This window comes from Chitinophaga qingshengii, from assembly GCF_014529935.1.
GTDB lineage: Bacteria > Bacteroidota > Bacteroidia > Chitinophagales > Chitinophagaceae > Chitinophaga > Chitinophaga qingshengii.
The window spans coordinates 1,691,199-1,712,402 of record NZ_JACVFC010000001.1; the positions used below are offsets into that span (position 1 = coordinate 1,691,199).

Genomic DNA, 21,204 nt, shown 5'->3' on the forward strand with positions numbered 1-21,204 from the left:
CCATCCTACCTTTACAATAAATATCTAACTTTATATCAATATGTCAACACAATTGCTATCCTATGTTTAGTAATCTGGCCATCGATGTGGCACTGGGACTGATATTTATTTATCTGTTATACAGCTTGTTAGCCTCCATTGTACAGGAACTGGTTGCCCGGCTATTCAACGCCCGGGCCCGGGTACTGACAAAAGCCCTGCGACGCCTGCTGGAAGATGATGACCGCAGCAGCGATCTGGGTATCTTCGGGCGTTTCACCTTTTTTAACTGGTTTTATGAGCTGGGATGGAGTGTGGTTTACTTCTTCGCACCCTTTCAGCACAGCCCTTTCCTGAAAAAGTTTTACCAGTCGCCTTCTATCCGTTATTTGGGAGAAAACAGCGCTTCTGCCCGCCCGGCCTATATCAGTCCGCAGATATTTTCCCAGGCGATGGTGCACCTGTTGCGCGGGCAACCGGAAGGCCATCCATCCGAAACAGCCGCCATCCGGGAAAGCCTGGCCCATAATACCCTGAAACTGGCGCCGGATACGCTCACCCATCTGCGTAATCTCTTTGAGGATGCACATCACCAGGTACCGGCCTTCCGCGTCAATATGGAAACCTGGTTCAATGAAACCATGACCCGTGCCAGCGGCTGGTACCGCCGCCAGACACAGGTATGGCTGCTGATACTGGGACTGGGCATTGCCGCCGCTTTTAATGTGGATACCATCGCTATTGCCCGTATTCTCATGAAAGATAAAAACGTACGGCAACAGATGGTCCAACTGGTGGCCAACCGGGAGCCATCCTACACCGCCTTAACGGACACGCTGCTACGAAAAAATGTACTGCACCGCGATAGCAGCTACTTCCGGCAGGACACATCCGTGAATATGATGTTTAAAGACACCGCCCTGCTGGGAGTATACGCCATCCTCCGCCAGGATGCCGGCGATGCCAAAAATGTGCTGGGTATCCGCCGCGACTGCGTAACCGATACTACGGGCGGCAAAAAGCAGCTCCATTGCGGCTTTACCCATCCCTATCAGAAAAATGGCTGGCTGGTACTGGCTGGCTGGTTTATTACGGCGCTGGCGATATCGCTGGGAGCTCCGTTCTGGTTCGATCTGCTGGGCAGAGTAGTGAAGTTCCGGAACCTGCCGCCACAAACGGCGAGTAGTAATCCGGGCGTATAAAGTAATATATCCGGCTGCTAAAATTCTACGTTATGGCCTCGCCACCGGTCATAAATCCCTCTATCCATGGGTTTTAAAACGTACTTTTGACTTGTCTCACCTTCTTCAAAACAACCTTTTATGAAACGCACCCATTTTTCTTCCGGCGCACAATGGGAAAACAAAGTAGGTTATTCCCGTGCAGTCCGCGTAGGCAACACCATCGAAATATCCGGTACCGTAGCAACAGACAACGATAAAGTGGTAGCACCCGGTGATGCCTATGAACAAACCCGCTTTATCCTGGCGAAGGTAGAATCAGTCCTCATCTCCGCCGGCGCCTCCCTGCACGATGTCGTGAGAACACGCATGTTTGTCACTGATATTTCCCGCTGGGAAGAATATGGCCGGGCCCATGGCGAGTTTTTTAAGGCCATCAAACCCGCTACAACGATGGTAGAAGTGAGCAAGCTGATAGATCCGGGGTATCTGATAGAGATAGAAGTTACGGCGATAGTGACGGACGAAACCCACAATCACCCATAGTTCCCAAGGTTGAAGCCTGGACTAATGATTTCGCTGATTAGCGAAGATGGAAGCGAAGATTAATACCATAAAATAATAAAGCGCGAAGCTTCACAAGGATGACATTTTATCTATCCTTGTCAAGCTTCGCGCTTTGCTCCTTATAGGTTATCAGTGTATGATCCGCACTCATCTCCGCTAATCAGCGAAATCAGTGTAAACCACAGTTATGCCTGCCAGTTCAGCATACCGCCTACCAGGTTCTTCACATTAGTGAAGCCCATGGTTTCCAGCAGCATACAAGCCTGACCGCTACGGTTACCACTGCGGCAGTATACGATCACTTCCTCATCTTTCAGGTGCTCAATTTCATCTACCTGCATAGACTGTACAAGGCCCAGCGGAATATGGAAGCCACCGATGTTAAATTCAGCACGTTCGTGCGGTTCCCGAACATCGAGGATATTCAGGGCTTCACCGTTGTCAATGCGCTGTTTCAGTTCTTCTTTTGTGATATTCTGCATGATGTTAAGTTTAAGTTAGTTTAAATGGTGGTTTATGTTATTGCTATTCTAATAACCTGATATCAGCGAAATCATGGCCAATCAATGACCAACAGCGGTTGAGTCTTTCACTGGTTTGGTAGCAGACAGCCACAGGTCCACGCTTTCACCGGCTCTTACCATGTTGAAGTCACCGATTTCATTTCTGCGGGTAGGTACCTGCTTGATGATAAAGGCGTTGGCGGTATCGGTTACGCCGGGATCGATGATAATAGTGCCGGCGCTCAGGTTATTGGCGTTCAGCATTTCCCTGGCTTCCGAGAAAGTGAGGCCCGTGAAATCAGGTACCGGGTTTTCGATACTACCTGTACCGCTGGAGATGATCAATGTAATATTGCTACCCTCCGCGATGGGTGTACCGGGTTTTATCCGTTTACCATTGAGTAACTGTTGTAATACCGTATTGGTAGCAAAATCCGGTTTATAGATAGTATCGCCTACATTGAGACGCATACTTTTCAGCATCATTTCAGCGCTGCGGAAAGTGAGACCTTCCAGGTCCGGCATTTTTACCATCGGTGCCACTACCTTATTGACAGTCAGGTATATGGTGCGACCAACTTTAACCCTTGCGCCTTTATCGGGTGTTTGTACCCATACAGACAAAGGAGGAATGCTGTCTATGTAGATGGAATCTCTTACATCGGCGTCAAATCCAGCTTTCTCCAGGATGGCCATGGCTTCTTTTACACTTTTCCCGCGCACATCCGGTACGGTCAGTTCTTCACCATGTTGGGTAATAACTCCCAGCAGTGAGAAAAACAACAGTGCCAGTCCAAAAAAGAACGCTATTACGACCAACAGGTTAATTCCGAAAGAGCGTTTGGTAATAAAGTCGAACACGTTAATGATTTAGTTTTAAAAATTATGAGCTACAAATTACGGATTACGAATGTCATTCGTTGTCCGCAATTATTTTTTCATGCATTCTTCCAGCACTTCACCGTAAAACTGTTGCAATGTTTTACCGGCAGCCCTTACCTGTTGCGGTACCAGGCTGTTTTCAGACTGGCCGGGCATAGTGTTGGCTTCCAGGAAGTACAGTTTGCCGGATGTTTCTTCGTAGATGAAGTCAATCCGGGTGATGCCTTTACAGTTCAGTTTATTATACAGGGTAGATGCCGTTTTTTGCACCAGCGCGGTAATGTCGTCGGATACCGGCGCCGGGGTGATTTCGTTGGATACGCCCGGGGTATATTTCGCCTCGTAGTCGAAGAACTCCTTGCTGCTCACCACTTCCGTGATGGGCAATACGTTGAGCGTACCGTTGGCCCGGTAAAGACCGATGGTCAGTTCCCTGCCCTTGATAAACTCTTCGATCAGCACCTGGCTATCTTCTTTAAAGGCTTTTTCGATGGCTGCGGGCAGTTCTTCAGCCGTTTTTACTTTAGACATGCCGATACTGCTGCCGCCTTCTGCCGGTTTCACGAAAACAGGCAACCGCAGTTCCTGCAGGATAGCAGCCGGATCATGCGGCTGGTCACGGAAGATATGCACGGATTTGGAGACGTTTACCACATCGAGGGCCGCCACCACTTTATTACAATAGCTCTTATTGAAAGTCAGCGCGGAGGTTACCATACCACAGCTGGTATACGGGATGTCCAGCATTTCGAAGTAGCCCTGCAGACGGCCGTCTTCGCCGGGGGTACCGTGGATACCGATAAACACCGCATCAAACTTTATCTTATTACCCCCGATGTTCAGGGAGAAGTCGTTTTTGTCGATTTCATAAACGGAGCCGTCCGCAGCGGTATGGCGCCACCCCTCACGGGTAACGATAATCTTATATACGGCATACTTGCTGCTGTCCAGGTTCTTCTCTATAGTTTCAGCGCTCTGTACGGATATTACATATTCTCCGGAATATCCGCCGGCAACCAAGGCGATGTTCTTCTTCATAAGATAAAATACAATAAGCGGGTAAAGTTAAAGGTTATTTGTTAATTGTCAACAGCGGGTCAGTTGGCGTTTTCATTAATTTCGGGCCGCTCTGCCGGGCGGTACAAAAAAGCCGCCCGGAGATTACCGGACGGCCTTTTAATGAGGTGGCTCACATATATTAGAGGTGCAGTCTGTCTTTCTTAGCCATCAGTTCATCTACTGTTTCCTGGTACATTTCGTCCGGTACACAGCAGTCAACCGGGCAAACAGCCGCGCACTGCGGTTCTTCATGGAAACCCTGGCATTCGGTACACTTGTTCGGCACAATATAATAGGTATCAACACTGATCGGGGCATTACGCTGATCGGCGTCCATCTGGCTTCCGTCCATCAGGGTATAGCCGCCTTTTACGGTCGTACCATCGGCCAGTGCCCATTCTACACCACCTTCGTAGATGGCATTATTGGGACATTCCGGTTCACAAGCGCCGCAATTTATACATTCATCTGTTATCTTAATTGCCATAGAGTAAACTTTTTTAGTAGTAAGCCATTAATTTTGTGGACAAATTTAAAATTTTCCCGGTTTAATTAAGTCAAATATTTATAACAGTTTCATGAACACAGCAGAAAAAGAAGCAGCATTGGTACGCCTGGGCCAGTATCTGGCCGGCGACAGCCCGGAATTGACAGCAGTAAAGGAACGTGCTTATTTAGCCAATGGCTGGTTCACGCCTGCATTTATCGACGACTCCCTCCGCAGCATCTGCCGGTATTACCTGGCCCCGGCCGCGCTGGAAGCCTGGTTCAAACAATATCCCGCTACCGCCCTGGAGCGCAGCCCTAAAAAGGTGGGCATCGTTGTAGCCGGCAATATTCCCCTGGTAGGGTTCCACGACTGGCTCTGCGGGTTTGTCAGCGGTCACCATGTCAAAATGAAACTTTCTTCTAAAGACGAAGTCCTGATGCGCCACATACTGGATAAAATGGCCGAATGGTACCCGGAAACAGCGCAACAGACCGAAATACTCGAGATACTGAAAGATTGTGACGCCTATATCGCCACCGGCAGCAACAACTCCGCCCGGTATTTCCATTACTATTTCTCCAAATACCCGCATATTATCCGGCATAACCGTACCTCTGCGGCCATCCTTACCGGCCGGGAAAGCGCTGCTGAGCTGGAAGCCCTGGCTGACGATGTAATGCTTTACTTCGGACTGGGATGCCGCAACGTTACCAAGGTAATGGTACCCGAAGGTTATGATTTTGAGTCCCTGCTCAAAGCCCTGGGTAAATATGACTACCTGGCCGACCACCACAAGTACAAAAATAATTACGACTATAACCTGGCGCTGTTCCTGCTCAACAACCGCCCTTACCTCACCAATGGCAGCATCCTGCTGCATGAAGCGGAATCCCTGTTCTCTCCCCTCAGTGTACTGCACTATGGCTATTATAAAGACATACAGCAGTTACAGGAAGACATGGCCGCCCAGCCGGACCTGCAATGCCTGGTGGGACAGCAATTTACCCCCTTCGGTAAAGCCCAGCAGCCGTCGCTCACGGATTATGCCGATGGCGTGGATACCCTGGCCTTCCTGCTGGAACTGTAGTCTTACTGCATTTATCCTACACAAAGGAGCAAAGATCCACTGAGGTCTCTGCTCCTTTGTCATTTCGTATCTTACCCGAAACTAACTTTTTGTCTTCCTTTTTGTTATATTGTCACGGCCCTGTGTTATCCTGTCAGCTTGTTTTTAGCTCTATTTAACGATTGATATAAAAATCTGTTAAAGTAAATACAGTATCATACGTTTGATTCGTTACCGCAACTAAATTTGTATCAGGGGCATATAAATTGATCTTACCTACGTTATTAAAAAATTACTTTATTTGGTATCACAACGCTAAACACACTATAATATGAAATTCAAGCAAATTGTTACAACAGTGTTGATCAGTGCTGTTACTGCTGTTGCTGCCATATTTGTGTATGGCAAATACTTTGAAGGCAGACACCCGGGCATTTTTCAAAACGGTTCCAATGACATTCCCGTAAACTATGCAAGGTATAACATGCCGGGCACCGACTCCAAAGTCAACGCTGTTCCCCCTTCCGATTTCGTGACTGCGGCCAAAACTGCCGTCCCCGGCGTGGTCCACATCAAAACGAAAATCAATCCCCGCCAGGTAACCAACGGACTTTCCAAAAGGCGCAGTATCCTGCAGGACCTCTTCGGTGACGAATTTTTTGGCGATGAATTCAATGGAGGCGGAGATGGCCGTCGCTACTATGTTCCCGGCCAGATGGCCTCCGGTTCCGGCGTACTCATTTCGGATGACGGTTACATCGTGACCAACAACCACGTGATTGCCGATGCCGATGAAATCACCGTTTCCCTGGCCAATGAAAATAAAACCTTCAAAGCCAAACTGGTAGGTACTGACCCCAGCACCGACCTGGCCGTGATCAAGATCCCCGCCAAGAACCTGCCTTACCTGCTGTATGGCAACTCCGACAACGTAGAAATCGGTCAATGGGTGCTGGCGGTAGGTTATCCGCTGAATCTCGACGCAACCGTTACCGCCGGTATCGTGAGCGCCAAATCCCGCTCTATCGGTATTAATAAAAGCGGTGGCAGAATCAACAACTCCATCGAATCCTTTATACAAACCGATGCTGCGGTAAACCAGGGTAACAGCGGCGGCGCACTGGTAAATACCGCCGGTGAACTGGTAGGTATCAACTCCGCCATCGCCTCTCCTACCGGTTCTTACGCAGGTTACTCTTACGCAATCCCGGTCAACCTTATCAAAAAGGTGGTGAACGACCTCCTGAAATACGGCAGCGTTCAAAGGGCTTACCTGGGCGTTAAATACGCTTCCCCTGCTGCTATCGCTTCCATGAGCGACGACCAGCTGCGGCAGATCGGCGTTAGACGCGACGTAAACGGCGTACAGATCACCGAAGTAATGGACAACAGCTCCGCTGCGGTAGCAGGCCTGCGCCAGGGCGATATTATCACCAAAATCAACGGTGTGGACATCGCCGGTTCCTCCCAGATGAGCGAACAGATTGCCCGCTACAAACCCGGTGATAAAATCAGCATTTCCTACATCCGCGATAACAAGGAGTATACCTCCAACAATATCACGCTCCGTAACTTACAGGGTAATACCGATGTGGTGAGAATTACCACACTCGACAGACTGGGAGCCGATCTCTCCGACCTCAGCAAGGAAGAAGCAGCTAATATTGGCGTGAAAGGCGGTGTGAGAGTTAATGATATCGGTACCGGCATCCTGAAAAAACAAACCAGTATGATACCCGGCTTCGTAATCCTGAAAGCCGGCAATACCCCGGTGAACTCTGTGAATGCGCTCAGCACCGTGCTGGAAAAAGAAAAAAATATTCAACTGGTAGGTTTCTATCCTCAAAGAGGCGGTAATATCTACTATTATAACATTAATATCAGCGGCGCAGGCGCAGAAAACCTGTAATCCGCCCGCTGGGCTATGTAAAAAACAAAAGGGGCTGGCCTAATAAGGTCAGCCCCTTTTAAAAATGTACAAGTAAAGTCTGGACAAACTAACAAGTAATAGCTAGATCTATGAAAACCCATAATGAAAATAAGATAAGTATATGATGTTAGGTTACACGACCTCGTGAACAGCATATTCCTTACAGGGAACGCACAAAAAAGCCGGTTAAGCGCATGGCTACCGGCTAAAAATGTTGCTATGTCAGACAGATTTACAGGTTAATCACCCCTTTTAACTGGGTAAAGAACTCGTCTTTTTTGCGGGAAGAAATCGGGATATTTTTCTGATCGCTCATCACTACTGCAGTACCCAAGCCTTTAATAATCTTCACAATATGGTGAATATTGATCAGGAAGGATTTGTGTACGCGGTAAAAACCTTTGTCAGACAACATCTCTTCATACTCTTTGAGTGATTTGGAGATCAGGTGCGACACGTTGTTGATCAGCTGTATTTTGGTATAACTGTCGAATGCTTCACAGTAAATAATATCTTTCAGGTCAATGACATTATAACCATCGTTAACCGGGATGACTATTTTCGAAAAAGCGTTATCATTGTTTTTAACGTAGTCTTTCAGAATGGAAGCCAGCTCATTGAGTCTTCCTTTTTTACTTTTCTTGACCTTTTCCAATGCATCTTCCACCTCGCTCACCTTAATCGGTTTCAGCAGGTAATCCAATGCCGCAAACTTGATGGCTTGTAAAGCGTATTCCTGAAAGGCAGTGATAAAAATAACCTCAAAGTTCAGCACAGGGAACATTTCCAGCAACTGAAACCCATTGTGCGGAGGCATTTCGATATCCAGGAACAGCACGTCAATGGGGTTGTTTTTAATCATTTCTGCCGCCTCATTGATATTCTGCGCCTCTCCAACTACGGTAACATCTTTACAATAGTTCTCCAGAATATTGCGCAAAATATGAATGTTGCGGACTTCATCGTCTACAATGGCAGCTTTTATATTACTCATAACATCTTAACAATGGGAATCAGAATTTCAACTAAGGTACCTTCCTTATTGCCGAAACCAGATTTAAATTTATCAATAATTTCTAACTTTCCAACACTTCCATTAAAAGATTTTATAATCTGCAATCTTTCCTTTATCACGCTCAGCGCGGTAGATTCGTGTTTTATCAGCCGGGAGCTTTTGATACTATTGGACTTGTCCCAACCGATACCGTCATCATCCACAGAACAATAGAGCAGATCATCCACCATTTCTATCCTGATTTCCAGGTAGCCGGCGCTGCTTTTTGGCGCCAGCCCGTGTTTGATCGCGTTTTCCACGATCGGCTGGATAATCATGGGGGGAATATAGATAGTGTAATCTTTTAATGTGTCTTCCATGATAAAATGGTAGGTAAACGAGTGCGCAAAGCGGATCTTCTCCAGCTCCAGGTACCGGGTCAGGAAGGCAATTTCCTCTTCCAGGGAAATATAGGATTTACGGGAGTTGTTGAGCATCTGGCGCATCAACGTAGCGAAATCTGCCAGGAAGTTCAGCGCCTGTTTCTCTTCTTTCTCCAGGATCAGGTGTTGTACCGAGTTCAGCGAGTTGAAGATAAAATGCGGATTCATCTGGTTGGTGAGCGCCTTAGCCTCCAGCTCCGCAATACGGCGGTTATATTCCGTTTTCCTTTTTTCTGCCTGTTTGATCCGTTTAACGATAAAACGCAGCACCACCAGGATCAGCAGTAATCCGGCCAGCAGGAGTATGCCTCTGGCCCACCACTGCTGGTACCACTGTGGTAATATGTTCACATTCAGGTTCAGTGGCTTGGACCAGTCGCTTTTGTACTTACGGGCCCGTACCATCAGTTTATAGTTACCTGGCTGCAGGTCGGGGAACGGGATGATGTTGGACATGGTAGTCACCCAGCCGTTGGTGGTATCGCCGGAGAAGTTGTACTGGTACTCTACCAGCTCGGGCAGGTCGAACACGATGGTACCGAATTCCGCTTCAAAAGAGGCTTTGCGTTTGTACAGGTGTACGAAGTTATCCCCTGGCAGATAGGTACTGTCGCCGTACCGGATATTGTTAAGGTAGATGACCGGCGGAACGCTGTCGACCGGCAAATGATCGCCTTTGAAATAACAGAGGCCGTTGGAGGTAGCGATGTACAGGATATCATCATCATAATACACCCCACGGATATCATCGGACATGAGACCGTCGTTGGAGGTGATATTACGGGTAATCGTCTGTCCTTTCACGTTAATCACCGAAACACCTTTATTAGTGGCCACGTACAGGTTCTGATGACCGTCATAATACAGTTGCTGGCAGATATCGCTGGCCAGGTTGTTGGCAGATGCGAGGTGTTTGATCAGCGTATCGCCATGCATCACGTAAATACCCTGGTCGGCGGTGCCTATCCAGAGGTAGCCGTCGATCCATTTCAGGTCTTTGATACTGAGCTTACGCAGGGAATCGCTTTGTGCCGGTTTCAGTTTGCGGGTCCCGTCTGTACAGGTATAAAGCCCATTGTTGGTGCCTACATAGTACAGGGAGTCGTTGACGCTGGCAATGGAAGTAACGATCATATCCAGGTCGGTGATCATATAATCATCCAGCGCGATGACCTGATTTTTTGCTGCTATCCTGATTTTCCCCTTCGGGGAGATGTCCACATCCTTCAGCATTTTCACCGCCTTCAGCTGTGCATAACGCTGGGTGACCGTATTAAACGACACCAGTCCGTTGTCGGTACCGATGAGTACCTCATTTTCCTTATACGGCAGGATGGACAACAGACTGTTGCGGCCGCTGGCCGTATCCAGTGTAAACTGGCGGATAACGCCATTGCTGGCGATGGTGTTGAGGATGCCGGCATTCTGTCCGACCATCAGCAGATCCGTCTTTTTGTCTTTATAGATACTGAAGATAGAGTGGGAATAGAGGCCGTTGGTATTATCGAGATAGCTGAAATAGAAGTTTTTGTAAGGGATGTTATATACACCGTCGCCAAAGGTGGTGATCCAGATGTTGCCATCGCGGTCTTTCAGGAGGGAAGTGATATTGTGGTTATCCAGTAGTTTGATAACTTTTCTATCTCCCTTAAAAAAACCTTTGATATAATACAATGCCCGCTGGGTACCTACCCAGAGGTTATCGTTATCGATACAAAGGTTGCTGATATCGTCTTTAATGCCCCAGTCCGGCCCGTTGAAAAAGCAGCTGATTTTCTGGGGTGTATAGGCAAACAGGGAATTGCGGAGCATGAGTATAGGTCCGTTGCGGATAGCGTCTACACTTTCATTATCTAACGGCAACGCGCATACGAATGAAATAGCGGGATTACCCGGATCAGAGAGGTTATCTACATGAAATCCTTTTTGCAGCGGGCGGAAAGCCTTGCTGTTGCGGAGCATGAAGAAAAAGTCGGTTTCAATGTTCCGTTTATCGTATTCTGTTTTTTTACCGTTGTAGGTAACAATGCGGTTATTGGAATTAAAGAAGTATACAAAGCCGGCGTCGCCTTCAAAGGCGTATTGCATGTAATGGCTGCGGCTATTGAATAACAGGGAGGAATCGTTCTCTTCGTTGTGAATATAGGTATGATCGTAGAAAGAGAGTTTACCGTTAAGGGTAAAGAACCATAGGCGTCCCCGTGAGTCAGCCGCGAGTTTGACCACATCGTTGTCGGTGAGGCCATCTTTTTTAGCATAGTTACGAAAGCGTTTGCCATCGAACTTACTGACGCCCGTAGGGGTAGCAAACCAGATGAATCCGTCTTTATCCTGTACGGCGGCATAAACAGTTGCGTTAGCCAACCCATCTTTTACATTGTAGTTGCGGATCATCAGGCCCTGGGCCCATGCGTTGTAACCTGTGCAAAAGATGACCAGCCACCATAACAGTATGAAACGGGTAATGGGCATCAATGTTGAATTACGAATTACAAATAACGGTATGATAGGTACCAATGAGGGAAAGAACCTATTGGCAGCTGATCAGTCGTAATTATTATTAATTACGGATTACGCATTACAAATGGTTTTCGTAATGCGTAATCCGTAACTGGTTTTAGTATGCTCTGGCAAACAATACGCGTTCTTTGGATGGTTTACCGGTAAGGACGCAGGTACCTGCTTCCTGTGGGTTGTCCAATGGAATACAGCGGATCGTTGCTTTTGTGAGTTCCTTGATTTTTTCTTCCGTTTCAGCGGTACCGTCCCAATGGGCGGATACGAAACCTGTTTTTTCGTCCAGTACTTTTTGGAACTCTTCAAAAGTATCTACGCGGGTGATGTGTTCATCGCGGAAGTTTTTAGCCCTGGTGAAGAGGTTAGTCTGAATTTCTTCCAGCAGTTCGCTGATACGGCCGGCCAGTCCATCGAGGGAAAGGCTCATTTTTTCTTTCGTATCGCGGCGGGCTACTTCAGCGACGTTGTTTTCCAGGTCTCTCGCGCCAATGGCGATACGAACGGGTACGCCTTTCATTTCGTATTCAGCGAATTTCCATCCGGGGCGGTTATTGTCGTTATCGTCGTATTTCACGCGGATACCGGCTTTTTTCAGTTCAGCTACGATGACGTTTACTTTTTCATCGAGGGCTGTTTTCTGATCGGCGCCTTTATAGATGGGTACAATCACCACCTGGAGCGGAGCGATGCGGGGAGGCAGTACCAGTCCCTGGTCGTCGCTGTGTACCATGATGAGGCCACCGATCAGGCGGGTAGAAACGCCCCAGGAGGTAGCCCATACGTAGTCCAGTTTGTTTTCCTTGTTGGAGAACTGCACATCGAATGCTTTGGCGAAGTTTTGTCCCAGGAAGTGGGAAGTGCCCGCTTGCAGGGCTTTACCGTCCTGCATGAGTGCTTCCACGCAGTAGGTTTCCACCGCGCCGGCAAATCTTTCGCTGGCTGATTTCACGCCACGGATCACGGGTACTGCCATGTATTGTTCCGCGAAGTCGCCATATACGTTCAGCATCTGTTCTGTTTCCGCGATCGCTTCTTCCGCCGTAGCGTGTGCGGTGTGCCCTTCCTGCCAGAGGAATTCGGCCGTACGCAGGAACAGGCGGGTGCGCATTTCCCAGCGTACCACGTTGGCCCACTGGTTGATCAGCAGGGGAAGGTCGCGGTAAGATTGAATCCAGTCTTTATATGTATTCCAGATGATGGTTTCAGAAGTCGGGCGAATAATGAGTTCTTCTTCCAGTTTAGCTTCCGGGTCTACTATTACCCCTCCGCCATTGGGGTCGTTTTTCAGGCGGTGATGGGTTACAACAGCGCATTCCTTGGCGAAGCCATCCACGTGGGCGGCTTCTTTGCTCATAAAGCTTTTGGGGATAAGCAGCGGAAAATAAGCGTTCTGGTGACCGGTTTCCTTGAATTTGACATCCAGGACGTCGCGCATGGCTTCCCAGAGGGCGAAGCCATATGGTTTGATCACCATACAACCTCTAACGGCAGAGTAATCTGCCAGACCACCTTTTATTACCAGGTCATTATACCATTTTGCATATTCTTCCGAACGGGCTGTGATCTCTTTACTCATAAAAAAAATAACTGATTTATATATCTTTGTCTGTAAGCCTAATTTTCGCTAATTTATCCAGTTAAAATTATCTTCCGGCAGAGCCGGAAACGAGGCCCAAACTGGCTTAGTTTTTGCCTCAAATATTTAAAAAGAAAATGTTACAAACCTACATGAAAATCATAAAGGTGCAAATAGTCCGGCCAAAATAAAATAACCCGTTCTGTAATTGTAACTTTGTTCCCTTATTATACGTTAAAAAAGTGTAAATTTACTATATAAATCACGTTAAAAATATATTTCAAATGAAACCTATACTATACATTGCACTGGCTGGTTCCCTCGCACTGGGCGCATGTTCCAGCACATATAAGACGGCCCAGACACCGGACGATGTATATTATTCTCCGCGCCAGCAGCAGCGGGCCTATGCTTCCAACAATGGTTCCAATGGTAATTCTGCTCAGGATGAGAACGCCAGATATACAGATTCGCCCGATGAGGATGGTGGCACTTATGTGACCTACGATGATGATCAGGGTGATTATCAACGCCGTATCAACCGTTTCGGCAGCAATGCCAACACTTACAACGGTGGTTACTGGGATGGTTACAATGCCGCCAGCAACATGTACATGGGCGGTTTTGGCTACGGCTACGGTCCATACAGCAGCTTCGGTTACAGCAGCCTGTGGGGTCCTTCCTTCAGCATGGGCTTCGGTTACGGTGGATTTTACCGTCCCTGGAGCTATGGTCTCGGTATGGGATGGGGCTGGGGTGGCTACCCTTATGTAGGCTCTTACTGGCCTTACTATGGTGGTGGTTACTATGGTCACTACTACCCTTATTACGCAGGTGGATATTATGGCGGCGGTCACTACGGCGGTGGATATTATACCCGTCCTTCCAATTCCTACGGTCCTGTCAGAGGCGTGAACGAACGTCTGGTACGTTCTGCCAACAGCTATAACGGTAACAGCGGTGGCGGTAATGCCGGTGGCAACAACTACTACCGTCCGGCAAGAGGCGCTTCTGCTCCGGTAAATGGCGGCGGAAATGGTAACTACGTACCGGGCAACACTGATCGTCCGCGCCGGGTGTTCCAGCAGTCCAGCTCCGAAAGACCGGTTATCTCCCGTCCTTCTGCGCCTTCCTATAACAATGGCGGCTATAACAACAGCAATAACGGCGGATACTCCCGTCCTAACCGTACAGAATATTCCCGTCCTTCTTCCCCGGCTCCCAGCTACTCTCCCCCTAGCGGTGGTGGCAGCCGTGTAGGCGGCGGCGGTGGCGGCAGCACCGGTGGCGGTGGTTACAGCCGTCCATCCAGAGGCGGTCGTTAATAAACTCATTCAAGATAAGCGTAGCAAAAAAACTACGCTTATCTTTTTTAAGGACATAAGTTTTACCTGTGTGTGAACGTTATAGCAGCAGTCGCAGCACGTTATTCATCGACATTCTGCCATTAGATCTCAATTTTTAAGTATATAGTTTTATGATGATTAAAAGACTTTCCCCTCTTTTAGCAGGACTCTTTTTATCCGTTACCGCCGCAGCGCAGAGCTCGAATGACGCTTTGCTCTACTCTCCCAACCAACCTTTCGGTACAGCCAGAGCACAGGCACTGGGAGGCGCAGGCATCGGCCTGGGCGGTGATTACTCGGCTGCACATACCAACCCTGCCGGCATCGGCATGTTCAAAACCGGCGAATTCCTCATCTCCGCAGGTTTAGGACTCACTAACAATACATCCAATTACCTGGGTAACAACATACTGGATAACAAAGGCAATAAAACCAACTTCCAGCTGCCGAGCATCGGCGTTATTTTCGCTACCAATAAAGGTACCGGGGATAAAGCCTGGAATAACGTGACTTTCTCCCTCGGATATACGCGTTTGGCCAACTACAACAATAAGATAGTGGTAGCCGGCAACAACAAAGTATCTTCCTTTTCAGATACCTGGATAGACCAGATGTGGCAATCCGACTCCACCGGCATGGAAAACAACTTTCCGCTGGGCGGCAGCCTTGCCTTTAAAACGGATCTGATTAACCGCTTCTTTCACCCTGATGGCAAGTGGGACCCCATGACCAACGCATCTCCTCAACGGCCTACCGGCGGACTCTCCAGCATTCAGCAACGGGGCATCATGGAAACACGGGGCGGACTCAACGAATTTGCCCTCGCCGTAGCCGGTAACTATGGTAACCGTTTATACATTGGCGGTAGCGTGAACCTCCCCAATGTGAACTACCGGGAAGATTTTACCGTGATGGAAGATGATGCCACCAATAATCCCAATAACGAATTCGGATACTTCGACTATCGCCAGTTCCTTCGGAGAACAGGGATCGGTATCGGCGCAAAACTGGGCGTTATCTATAAGGCTTCTCCCCGGTTCCGCCTGGGCGGCGCCTTCCATACGCCTACCTACTATAGCCTGCACGACAGCTATACCGCCGATCTCACCGCCAACACAGAAAACCTGAGCGGTACAAAATATGCACACTCCGATGACGTCACCAACGGCTACCCTGTAGAATTCGACTACAACTACGTAACGCCACTCCGCGCCATGGCCGGTGTGACCTACTTCTTCGGTGATATCACCCACGTCAGTAACACACAGGGCTTCATTACAGCCGATTATGAGTACGTAAACCAGTCGTCCGGTAAATTTAAAATGAGCAACTACCGTGAAGACGAAAAAGCGCTGAACCAAAATATCAGCGCCATCTATAAAGCCGTATCCAATATCCGCGTGGGCGCCGAACTGAAGTTCGCCACACTGTATGCTGCGAGACTTGGTTTTGCCTGGTATGGCAATCCCTACAGCAGTGACGCCTATAACGCCAGTGTAGACGCCTCCCGCAAAGTATACAGCGGCGGTTTCGGATACCGTAATAAAGGGCTGTATGCCGACCTGGCCTATAGCTACACACAAGGCAACGACCGTTATCGTCTGTATACCAGCACCACAACGGGTTTAACACCCAATGCCGCTACGCTGGATTATAACAGGAGTAATGTAGTGCTGACATTAGGTCTCAAATTCTAACTGTGAAGGCCATGATTATGGCTGATCTACATGATTAGCAGCGATGATGTTTAGCGAAGATTTATATTTTTATAGTGCTAAAAAATCCCCCATTGATGAGCATCAATGGGGGATTTTTCTTTTGATGATGTTTTGATGTTATTGTCAGGATTGCTCCAGTTGTTGCTGTACCCAGCTGGTGATCACCTCCGGATAACGGGGATCAAACCACTGGTAAGCGGTGTCTTTCCGGAACCAGGTCAGCTGCCTTTTGGCGTATTGCCGGGTATGTGTTTTAATATCTTCCACGGCCTTTTCGAGTGATAATTGGCCATCGAAGTAGTCGAATATCTCCTGATAGCCTACCGTGCGCAGGGCATTATGTTCCCGGTAAGGCAATACGCTTTCTACTTCCCCGACCAGGCCGGCTTCCATCATGAGGTCTACCCTTTTATGAATGTTTTCATGGAGTAGTTCCTTCGGCAGGTTGATACCTATTTTGATGACGCGGAAATCGCGCTGCGCTTTGGTAGCGGTACGGAAAGCGGTGATAGACTGACCGGTAGCTTCCAGTACTTCCAGCGCCCGGATAAGCCTTTGCGGATTCTGCGTTTCCGCGTTAGCGTAGAATACAGGATCGCGCAGCTGTAGCTGTTCCTGCAGCCAGGACAGCCCATGTTCCGCATATTGCGCATTGAGCGCTTCGCGGACACCTGGCGGGATAGCCGGCATATCATCGATACCTTCGCAGAAGGCACGGATATACAGACCGGTACCGCCGCACATAATAGCTACCTCATTATGCCGGAAGATGTCTTTCGCATATTGGAGGGCCAATTGTTCGTAGATACCCGCATTCACTTCTTCCCGGATGGAGTGGGAATCAATAAAGTAATGCTGAACAGCCGCCAGCTCCTCCGGTGTAGGTTTAGCCGTACCGATGCTGATTTCCCGGTAACATTGCCGGGAATCGGCAGAAATCACCGAAGTGCGGTACAATTGCGCCAGGCGTATAGCCAATGCCGTTTTACCGGAGGCCGTGGGGCCTGCTATGATAATGACTGTTTTCAGGTTATTAATTGCTAGTAGTTACTTTCCTCTTCGCTGCCGCCAAATTCATCGGCGCCCTCATTGTTTTCTTCCTCGCCTTCTTCACCGAAGCCTTCTTCGTCCATGCCCTCTTTGTTGAGGTCATATTTCTCTTCCATTTCCACGAGTTTGTCGCCTACCAGGCCTTTGGTACCGTATTGGCTGGGCGCCAGGCCTTCCTTGCGTACACATACAGGATAGGTCAGTTTAGCGTTTTCATCTTTGGAAACGCCGATCAGTTCTACGAGGAATGACCAGTTTTTGGCGAAATCGTAGAGATAGATGAATTTTTGGTTAGGCGCTTTCACCGCAGCAGCGATGGGAGTATCCGCCATGAGCAGGGGCTCTACTTTACGGGGCTGTTTATCCTCCTGAAGGATGATTTCCCGGCCACGTTGCCAGTTATCGTTGCTACGGAAGAAGGTAGCACCATGTTTGGTATCAAATTCAAAAGCCTGTAAAATGGCCGTATGTAATGCTAAAAAAGTCTGATTCGGCTTAATGGAAATGTCTCTGTAAACACTTTCATCTTCTTCCCAGTATACTCTGAATTTCAAAACCGGCATGACAATTTGGTTATAAGTTAGATAAATATATTAATTCCCAACGCGTGGTCAATGGCGCTGATGACAATTAACCGTTTTTTAATTCTGGTTATGTAAAATTACCAATTTTATTTAACTGGGGTTAGTTCCAGGGCTTTTGCTTTTTCCAACATAAAAGCGTAGGCAGCTTCATACGTGTTGGCAATTTCTCCATCGAGGATGGCCTCGCGGATAGCATTTTTGAGGTCGCCCACTATCCTGCCCGGCTTCAGGGCAAACGTCTCCATGATCATTTCGCCGGTAACCGGCGGTTGCCAGTTGCGGATACGATCGCTTTCTTCCACCTCCTTCAGCCTTGCGCGTACCAGTTCAAAATTCTCCAGATAACGTTTCACCTTGGATTTGTTTTTGGAGGTGATATCGGCCTCACACAAGAGCATGAGTGATTCGATATCATCACCGGCATCGAACAGTAGTCTGCGGATAGCCGAGTCCGTTATATTCTCCTTGGTGAGGCTGATCGGGCGCAGGTGGAGTTCTACCAGCTTTCTGACCAGCTTCATTTTATCATGCAGGGGTAATTTGAATTTGGTAAAGATACGGGTTACCATCTTCCCTCCCACCGCATCGTGGCCGTGGAAAGTCCAGCCGTGGCCCGGTTCAAATTTTTTGGTGGCAGGCTTGCCGATATCGTGCAGCAGCGCGGCCCAACGCAGCCAAAGGTCGTGTGTGTGAACGGAAATATTGTCCACCACCTGCAGGGTGTGGTAAAAATTGTCTTTGTGTCCTTTTCCTTCATACATCTCCACGCCTACCATGTCTATCATCTGGGGGAAGATGATTTTGAGCAGACCGGCTTTATAGAGCAGGTCCAGTCCTACAGAGGGTTTGGGGGAGAGCATAATTTTATTAAACTCGTCCGTGATTCTTTCCTGGGTGATGATGCGGATACGTTCTGCATTTTCCTGGATCGCTTTAAACGCGTTATCAGCGATGGTGAACTGCAGCTGGGATGCAAAGCGGATAGCGCGCATCATACGCAGCGGATCGTCGCTGAAGGTTTGTGCCGGTTCCAGGGGGGTACGGATCATTTTGAGGTCCAGGTCGGCCAGGCCTTCAAAAGGATCGATGAGTGTCCCGTAGTCTGCATCCCGTAGGCTGACAGCCAGTGCGTTGATGGTAAAATCGCGGCGGTTTTGGTCGTCCTGCAGGGTACCGGCCACCACTTCGGGATTGCGGGATTCGCGGCGGTAACTTTCTTTACGGGCGCCCACAAATTCTATTTCGAACTCATGCCATTTCACCTGGGCGGTGCCGTAGGTTTTAAAGAAGGCGACAGGTACATTATCGCCCAGGGCAGCAGCGACCTGGTGTGCCAGGGCAATACCATCTCCCACGCACACAACGTCCATATCTTTTGTTCTTCTTCCCAATAATTTATCGCGTACGAAGCCTCCGATCAGATAGGCCGGCACGCCCAGGTCGTGGGCCGCCAGCGCAATCTTCTCCAACACTTTCCGTTCCTGCAGGGAGCAGGGAATGTCTAATGGCTTGCTGCTGATCATATTAAAATTTTGTTCCTTTCGCTGAAATCAGGGCGCAAATGTAATAAATAATGGCGTTTAATCCCGGATTATGGCTATTGATCCATCTTTTCCAATCCTGATTATCCTGGAAGCCACACCGGTAGCGGCTTCATCCTGACGGTATTTTACCACATAATCTACTCCATTTACAATTTCCGGCGATACATCGGCGAAACTGGCCGGGGCTGGTTGGCCGCTGATATTGGCAGAAGTGGATACCAGGGGTTTACGCAGGCGTTTGAGCAGGTGGCGGCAAAAAGTGTCCTGCACAATACGGATGGCCACCGACTGATCCTCGCTGATAGCGTTGGCCGCCAATCCCAGGGCGCCTTCGTAGATCACCGTGGTAGGGCGGTTAAAACCAGCGATCAGTTCCCCCATGTCCGGGCGGGGGTTAGACACATACTGCAACAAATCCCGTACATCCGGCAGGAGTATCACGAGGCTTTTGCTTTCGCTGCGCTGTTTCAGTTCGTATACTTTTTTTACCGCTGCTTCATTAGTCGCATCACACCCGATTCCCCAGATCGTATCTGTAGGATACAGGATTAGTCCGCCGCTGCGTAATACCGGCAGTGCGGCGTTGATATCTTGTTCAAAATCCATCTGCTGTTATTTATTTTTCCAGGTCCACATATACCTTCATCATATCCGCCGCGCATTGCTCCGGTGTGAACCGGCGGGCATGTTCCCATCCTTTACGCCGCATATCCTCTACCAGGGAGGGTTCTGCCAGCACGCGGCGCATAGCGCCGGCAATATCAGCCGTGCTGAGCGGATCTACATACAGCGCAGCATCGCCGCCGGTTTCTCCAAAACAGGAGCCATGTGAAGTAATCACCGGCGTACCGCTCCACAATGCTTCCAGGATAGGGATACCGAAGCCTTCAAATATAGAAGGATACAGTAGCGCCACCGCACCCTGGTATAACAAAGGCAGAGCGCCGTTAGGCAGGCGTTCCTGCTCATTGAGCCATATTATGCGGGCAGAGAGACCGTTCCCCGCCAGGTATTCCTTTACTTTCTTTTTGTAGCTGCCGCCATTGCCCAGTATCACCAGTGGTACATCCACCGCACCTTTCAGTGTATTCATGGCCGTTACAATGCCCAACAGGTTTTTTCTTTCAATAACCGAGCCTACATACAGGAAATATTGACCGGGCAGGTGATAACGGGCACGAAACGCCTGTATATCTGCCGGTGTATGCGGGACCGCAAAAGCGGGATCACAGCTTTGGTATACCACCTCGATTTTGTCCGGGTCCGTATGATAAAAGGAAATCAGATCTTGCCGGGTTTGTTCACTGATAGCCACCACTTTATCCGCCTGTTCGCAGGCGTAGCGGGCTTTACGGCGATAGGTAAACACATCGATGGGGTTGTACTGTTGCGGGTATCTTTCAAAGATCAGGTCGTGCATGGTAACGACTGACTTTACGCCACTGCCGGGGATACCGAAAGGGATTTCGTGACTGAGGCCGTGGTACAGATCGATACCATAGCGTTGCAGATCTTTCACCACATAGCGGCTTCGCCAGGCCGATTTGAACCAGCGATGCCAGGTATTTCCAGGTAATATCACCGGCATACCTGGTGCATTGTACATATCTGTTTGTTTGGGAGCGAACAGGAAATACTGGTGCTCCGGGAAACCAGCTGCCAGGGAAGAGATCAGGGTACGGCTGTAATTGCCCAGTCCTGTATCGTTCTGAAAAGCACGCTTGGCATCAAAACCAATCTTCATATGTTGCGAAAATACGAAGTCCCACGAAAGA

The 21,204-nt window shown here is 48.7% G+C and carries 18 protein-coding genes; 6 read left to right on the forward strand and 12 right to left on the reverse strand.

Annotation, left to right across the window (positions count from 1 at the left end; all coding sequences use genetic code 11):
* Nucleotides 1-62 precede the first annotated feature (62 nt).
* Nucleotides 63-1,181, forward strand: a complete 1,119-nt coding sequence (locus ICL07_RS06305) for a hypothetical protein (RefSeq protein WP_188087071.1) — start codon at nucleotides 63-65, stop codon at nucleotides 1,179-1,181.
* A gap of 120 nt (nucleotides 1,182-1,301) precedes the next feature.
* Nucleotides 1,302-1,706: a RidA family protein gene (locus tag ICL07_RS06310; protein ID WP_188087072.1), complete on the forward strand. Its 405-nt coding sequence runs from the start codon at nucleotides 1,302-1,304 to the stop codon at nucleotides 1,704-1,706.
* Nucleotides 1,707-1,912: 206 nt separating this feature from the next.
* Here the strand turns inward: ICL07_RS06310 and ICL07_RS06315 are convergent, their stop codons facing one another.
* From ICL07_RS06315 to ICL07_RS06330, 4 genes are all read right to left on the reverse strand, one after another.
* The gene (locus ICL07_RS06315; RefSeq protein ID WP_188087073.1) at nucleotides 1,913-2,209 is read right to left on the reverse strand and encodes a rhodanese-like domain-containing protein; all 297 of its coding nucleotides are present in this window, start codon (nucleotides 2,207-2,209) and stop codon (nucleotides 1,913-1,915) included.
* Nucleotides 2,210-2,290: 81 nt separating this feature from the next.
* Nucleotides 2,291-3,091 (reverse strand): PASTA domain-containing protein, encoded by an 801-nt coding sequence (locus tag ICL07_RS06320; RefSeq protein WP_188087074.1) that lies wholly within the window; start codon nucleotides 3,089-3,091, stop codon nucleotides 2,291-2,293.
* A 69-nt stretch (nucleotides 3,092-3,160) separates the two neighbouring features.
* Nucleotides 3,161-4,150 (reverse strand): D-alanine--D-alanine ligase, encoded by a 990-nt coding sequence (locus tag ICL07_RS06325; RefSeq protein WP_188087075.1) that lies wholly within the window; start codon nucleotides 4,148-4,150, stop codon nucleotides 3,161-3,163.
* Between the two features lie 160 nt (nucleotides 4,151-4,310).
* Entirely contained in the window at nucleotides 4,311-4,658 is a 348-nt protein-coding gene (locus tag ICL07_RS06330; protein ID WP_188087076.1) for a 4Fe-4S dicluster domain-containing protein, read from the reverse strand.
* A gap of 91 nt (nucleotides 4,659-4,749) precedes the next feature.
* Here ICL07_RS06330 and ICL07_RS06335 point away from each other — a divergent pair, with 91 nt between their 5' ends.
* Together ICL07_RS06335 and ICL07_RS06340 are read left to right on the forward strand one after the other, a co-directional pair.
* On the forward strand, nucleotides 4,750-5,748 hold the full coding sequence (locus ICL07_RS06335) for an acyl-CoA reductase (protein WP_188087077.1): 999 nt from the start codon (nucleotides 4,750-4,752) through the stop codon (nucleotides 5,746-5,748).
* A gap of 310 nt (nucleotides 5,749-6,058) precedes the next feature.
* Entirely contained in the window at nucleotides 6,059-7,636 is a 1,578-nt protein-coding gene (locus ICL07_RS06340; protein WP_188087078.1) for a trypsin-like peptidase domain-containing protein, read from the forward strand.
* Nucleotides 7,637-7,889: 253 nt separating this feature from the next.
* On the opposite strand, the gene ICL07_RS06345 is transcribed toward ICL07_RS06340, so the two are convergent.
* The 3 genes from ICL07_RS06345 to proS form a co-directional block, all read right to left on the reverse strand.
* Nucleotides 7,890-8,651 carry a LytR/AlgR family response regulator transcription factor gene (locus ICL07_RS06345; RefSeq protein WP_078672331.1) on the reverse strand — a complete coding sequence of 254 codons (762 nt, stop codon included), beginning with the start codon at nucleotides 8,649-8,651 and terminating at the stop codon, nucleotides 7,890-7,892.
* Complete coding sequence (locus ICL07_RS06350) at nucleotides 8,648-11,566, reverse strand: sensor histidine kinase (RefSeq protein WP_188087079.1); 2,919 nt, start codon at nucleotides 11,564-11,566, stop codon at nucleotides 8,648-8,650. Before ICL07_RS06350 ends, ICL07_RS06345 begins: the two co-directional genes overlap by 4 nt.
* 145 nt (nucleotides 11,567-11,711) lie before the next feature.
* Nucleotides 11,712-13,187 carry a proline--tRNA ligase gene (proS, locus tag ICL07_RS06355; RefSeq protein ID WP_188087080.1) on the reverse strand — a complete coding sequence of 492 codons (1,476 nt, stop codon included), beginning with the start codon at nucleotides 13,185-13,187 and terminating at the stop codon, nucleotides 11,712-11,714.
* 284 nt (nucleotides 13,188-13,471) lie between these two features.
* Between proS and ICL07_RS06360 the strand changes: the two genes are divergently transcribed.
* Complete coding sequence (locus ICL07_RS06360) at nucleotides 13,472-14,512, forward strand: hypothetical protein (RefSeq protein ID WP_188087081.1); 1,041 nt, start codon at nucleotides 13,472-13,474, stop codon at nucleotides 14,510-14,512.
* A gap of 152 nt (nucleotides 14,513-14,664) precedes the next feature.
* Complete coding sequence (locus tag ICL07_RS06365; protein ID WP_188087082.1) at nucleotides 14,665-16,230, forward strand: OmpP1/FadL family transporter; 1,566 nt, start codon at nucleotides 14,665-14,667, stop codon at nucleotides 16,228-16,230.
* 144 nt (nucleotides 16,231-16,374) lie between these two features.
* Here ICL07_RS06365 and miaA read toward each other — a convergent pair whose 3' ends face one another.
* From miaA to ICL07_RS06390, 5 genes are all read right to left on the reverse strand, one after another.
* On the reverse strand, nucleotides 16,375-17,289 hold the full coding sequence (miaA, locus tag ICL07_RS06370; RefSeq protein WP_343071035.1) for a tRNA (adenosine(37)-N6)-dimethylallyltransferase MiaA: 915 nt from the start codon (nucleotides 17,287-17,289) through the stop codon (nucleotides 16,375-16,377).
* Between the two features lie 2 nt (nucleotides 17,290-17,291).
* On the reverse strand, nucleotides 17,292-17,864 hold the full coding sequence (locus ICL07_RS06375) for an IS1096 element passenger TnpR family protein (RefSeq protein WP_188087083.1): 573 nt from the start codon (nucleotides 17,862-17,864) through the stop codon (nucleotides 17,292-17,294).
* A gap of 107 nt (nucleotides 17,865-17,971) precedes the next feature.
* Complete coding sequence (locus tag ICL07_RS06380) at nucleotides 17,972-19,408, reverse strand: CCA tRNA nucleotidyltransferase (RefSeq protein WP_188087084.1); 1,437 nt, start codon at nucleotides 19,406-19,408, stop codon at nucleotides 17,972-17,974.
* Between the two features lie 57 nt (nucleotides 19,409-19,465).
* Entirely contained in the window at nucleotides 19,466-20,035 is a 570-nt protein-coding gene (locus ICL07_RS06385) for an L-threonylcarbamoyladenylate synthase (protein WP_188087085.1), read from the reverse strand.
* Nucleotides 20,036-20,045: 10 nt separating this feature from the next.
* Nucleotides 20,046-21,173, reverse strand: coding sequence for a glycosyltransferase family 4 protein (locus ICL07_RS06390; RefSeq protein WP_188087086.1), 1,128 nt, complete (start codon nucleotides 21,171-21,173; stop codon nucleotides 20,046-20,048).
* Nucleotides 21,174-21,204 lie beyond the last annotated feature (31 nt).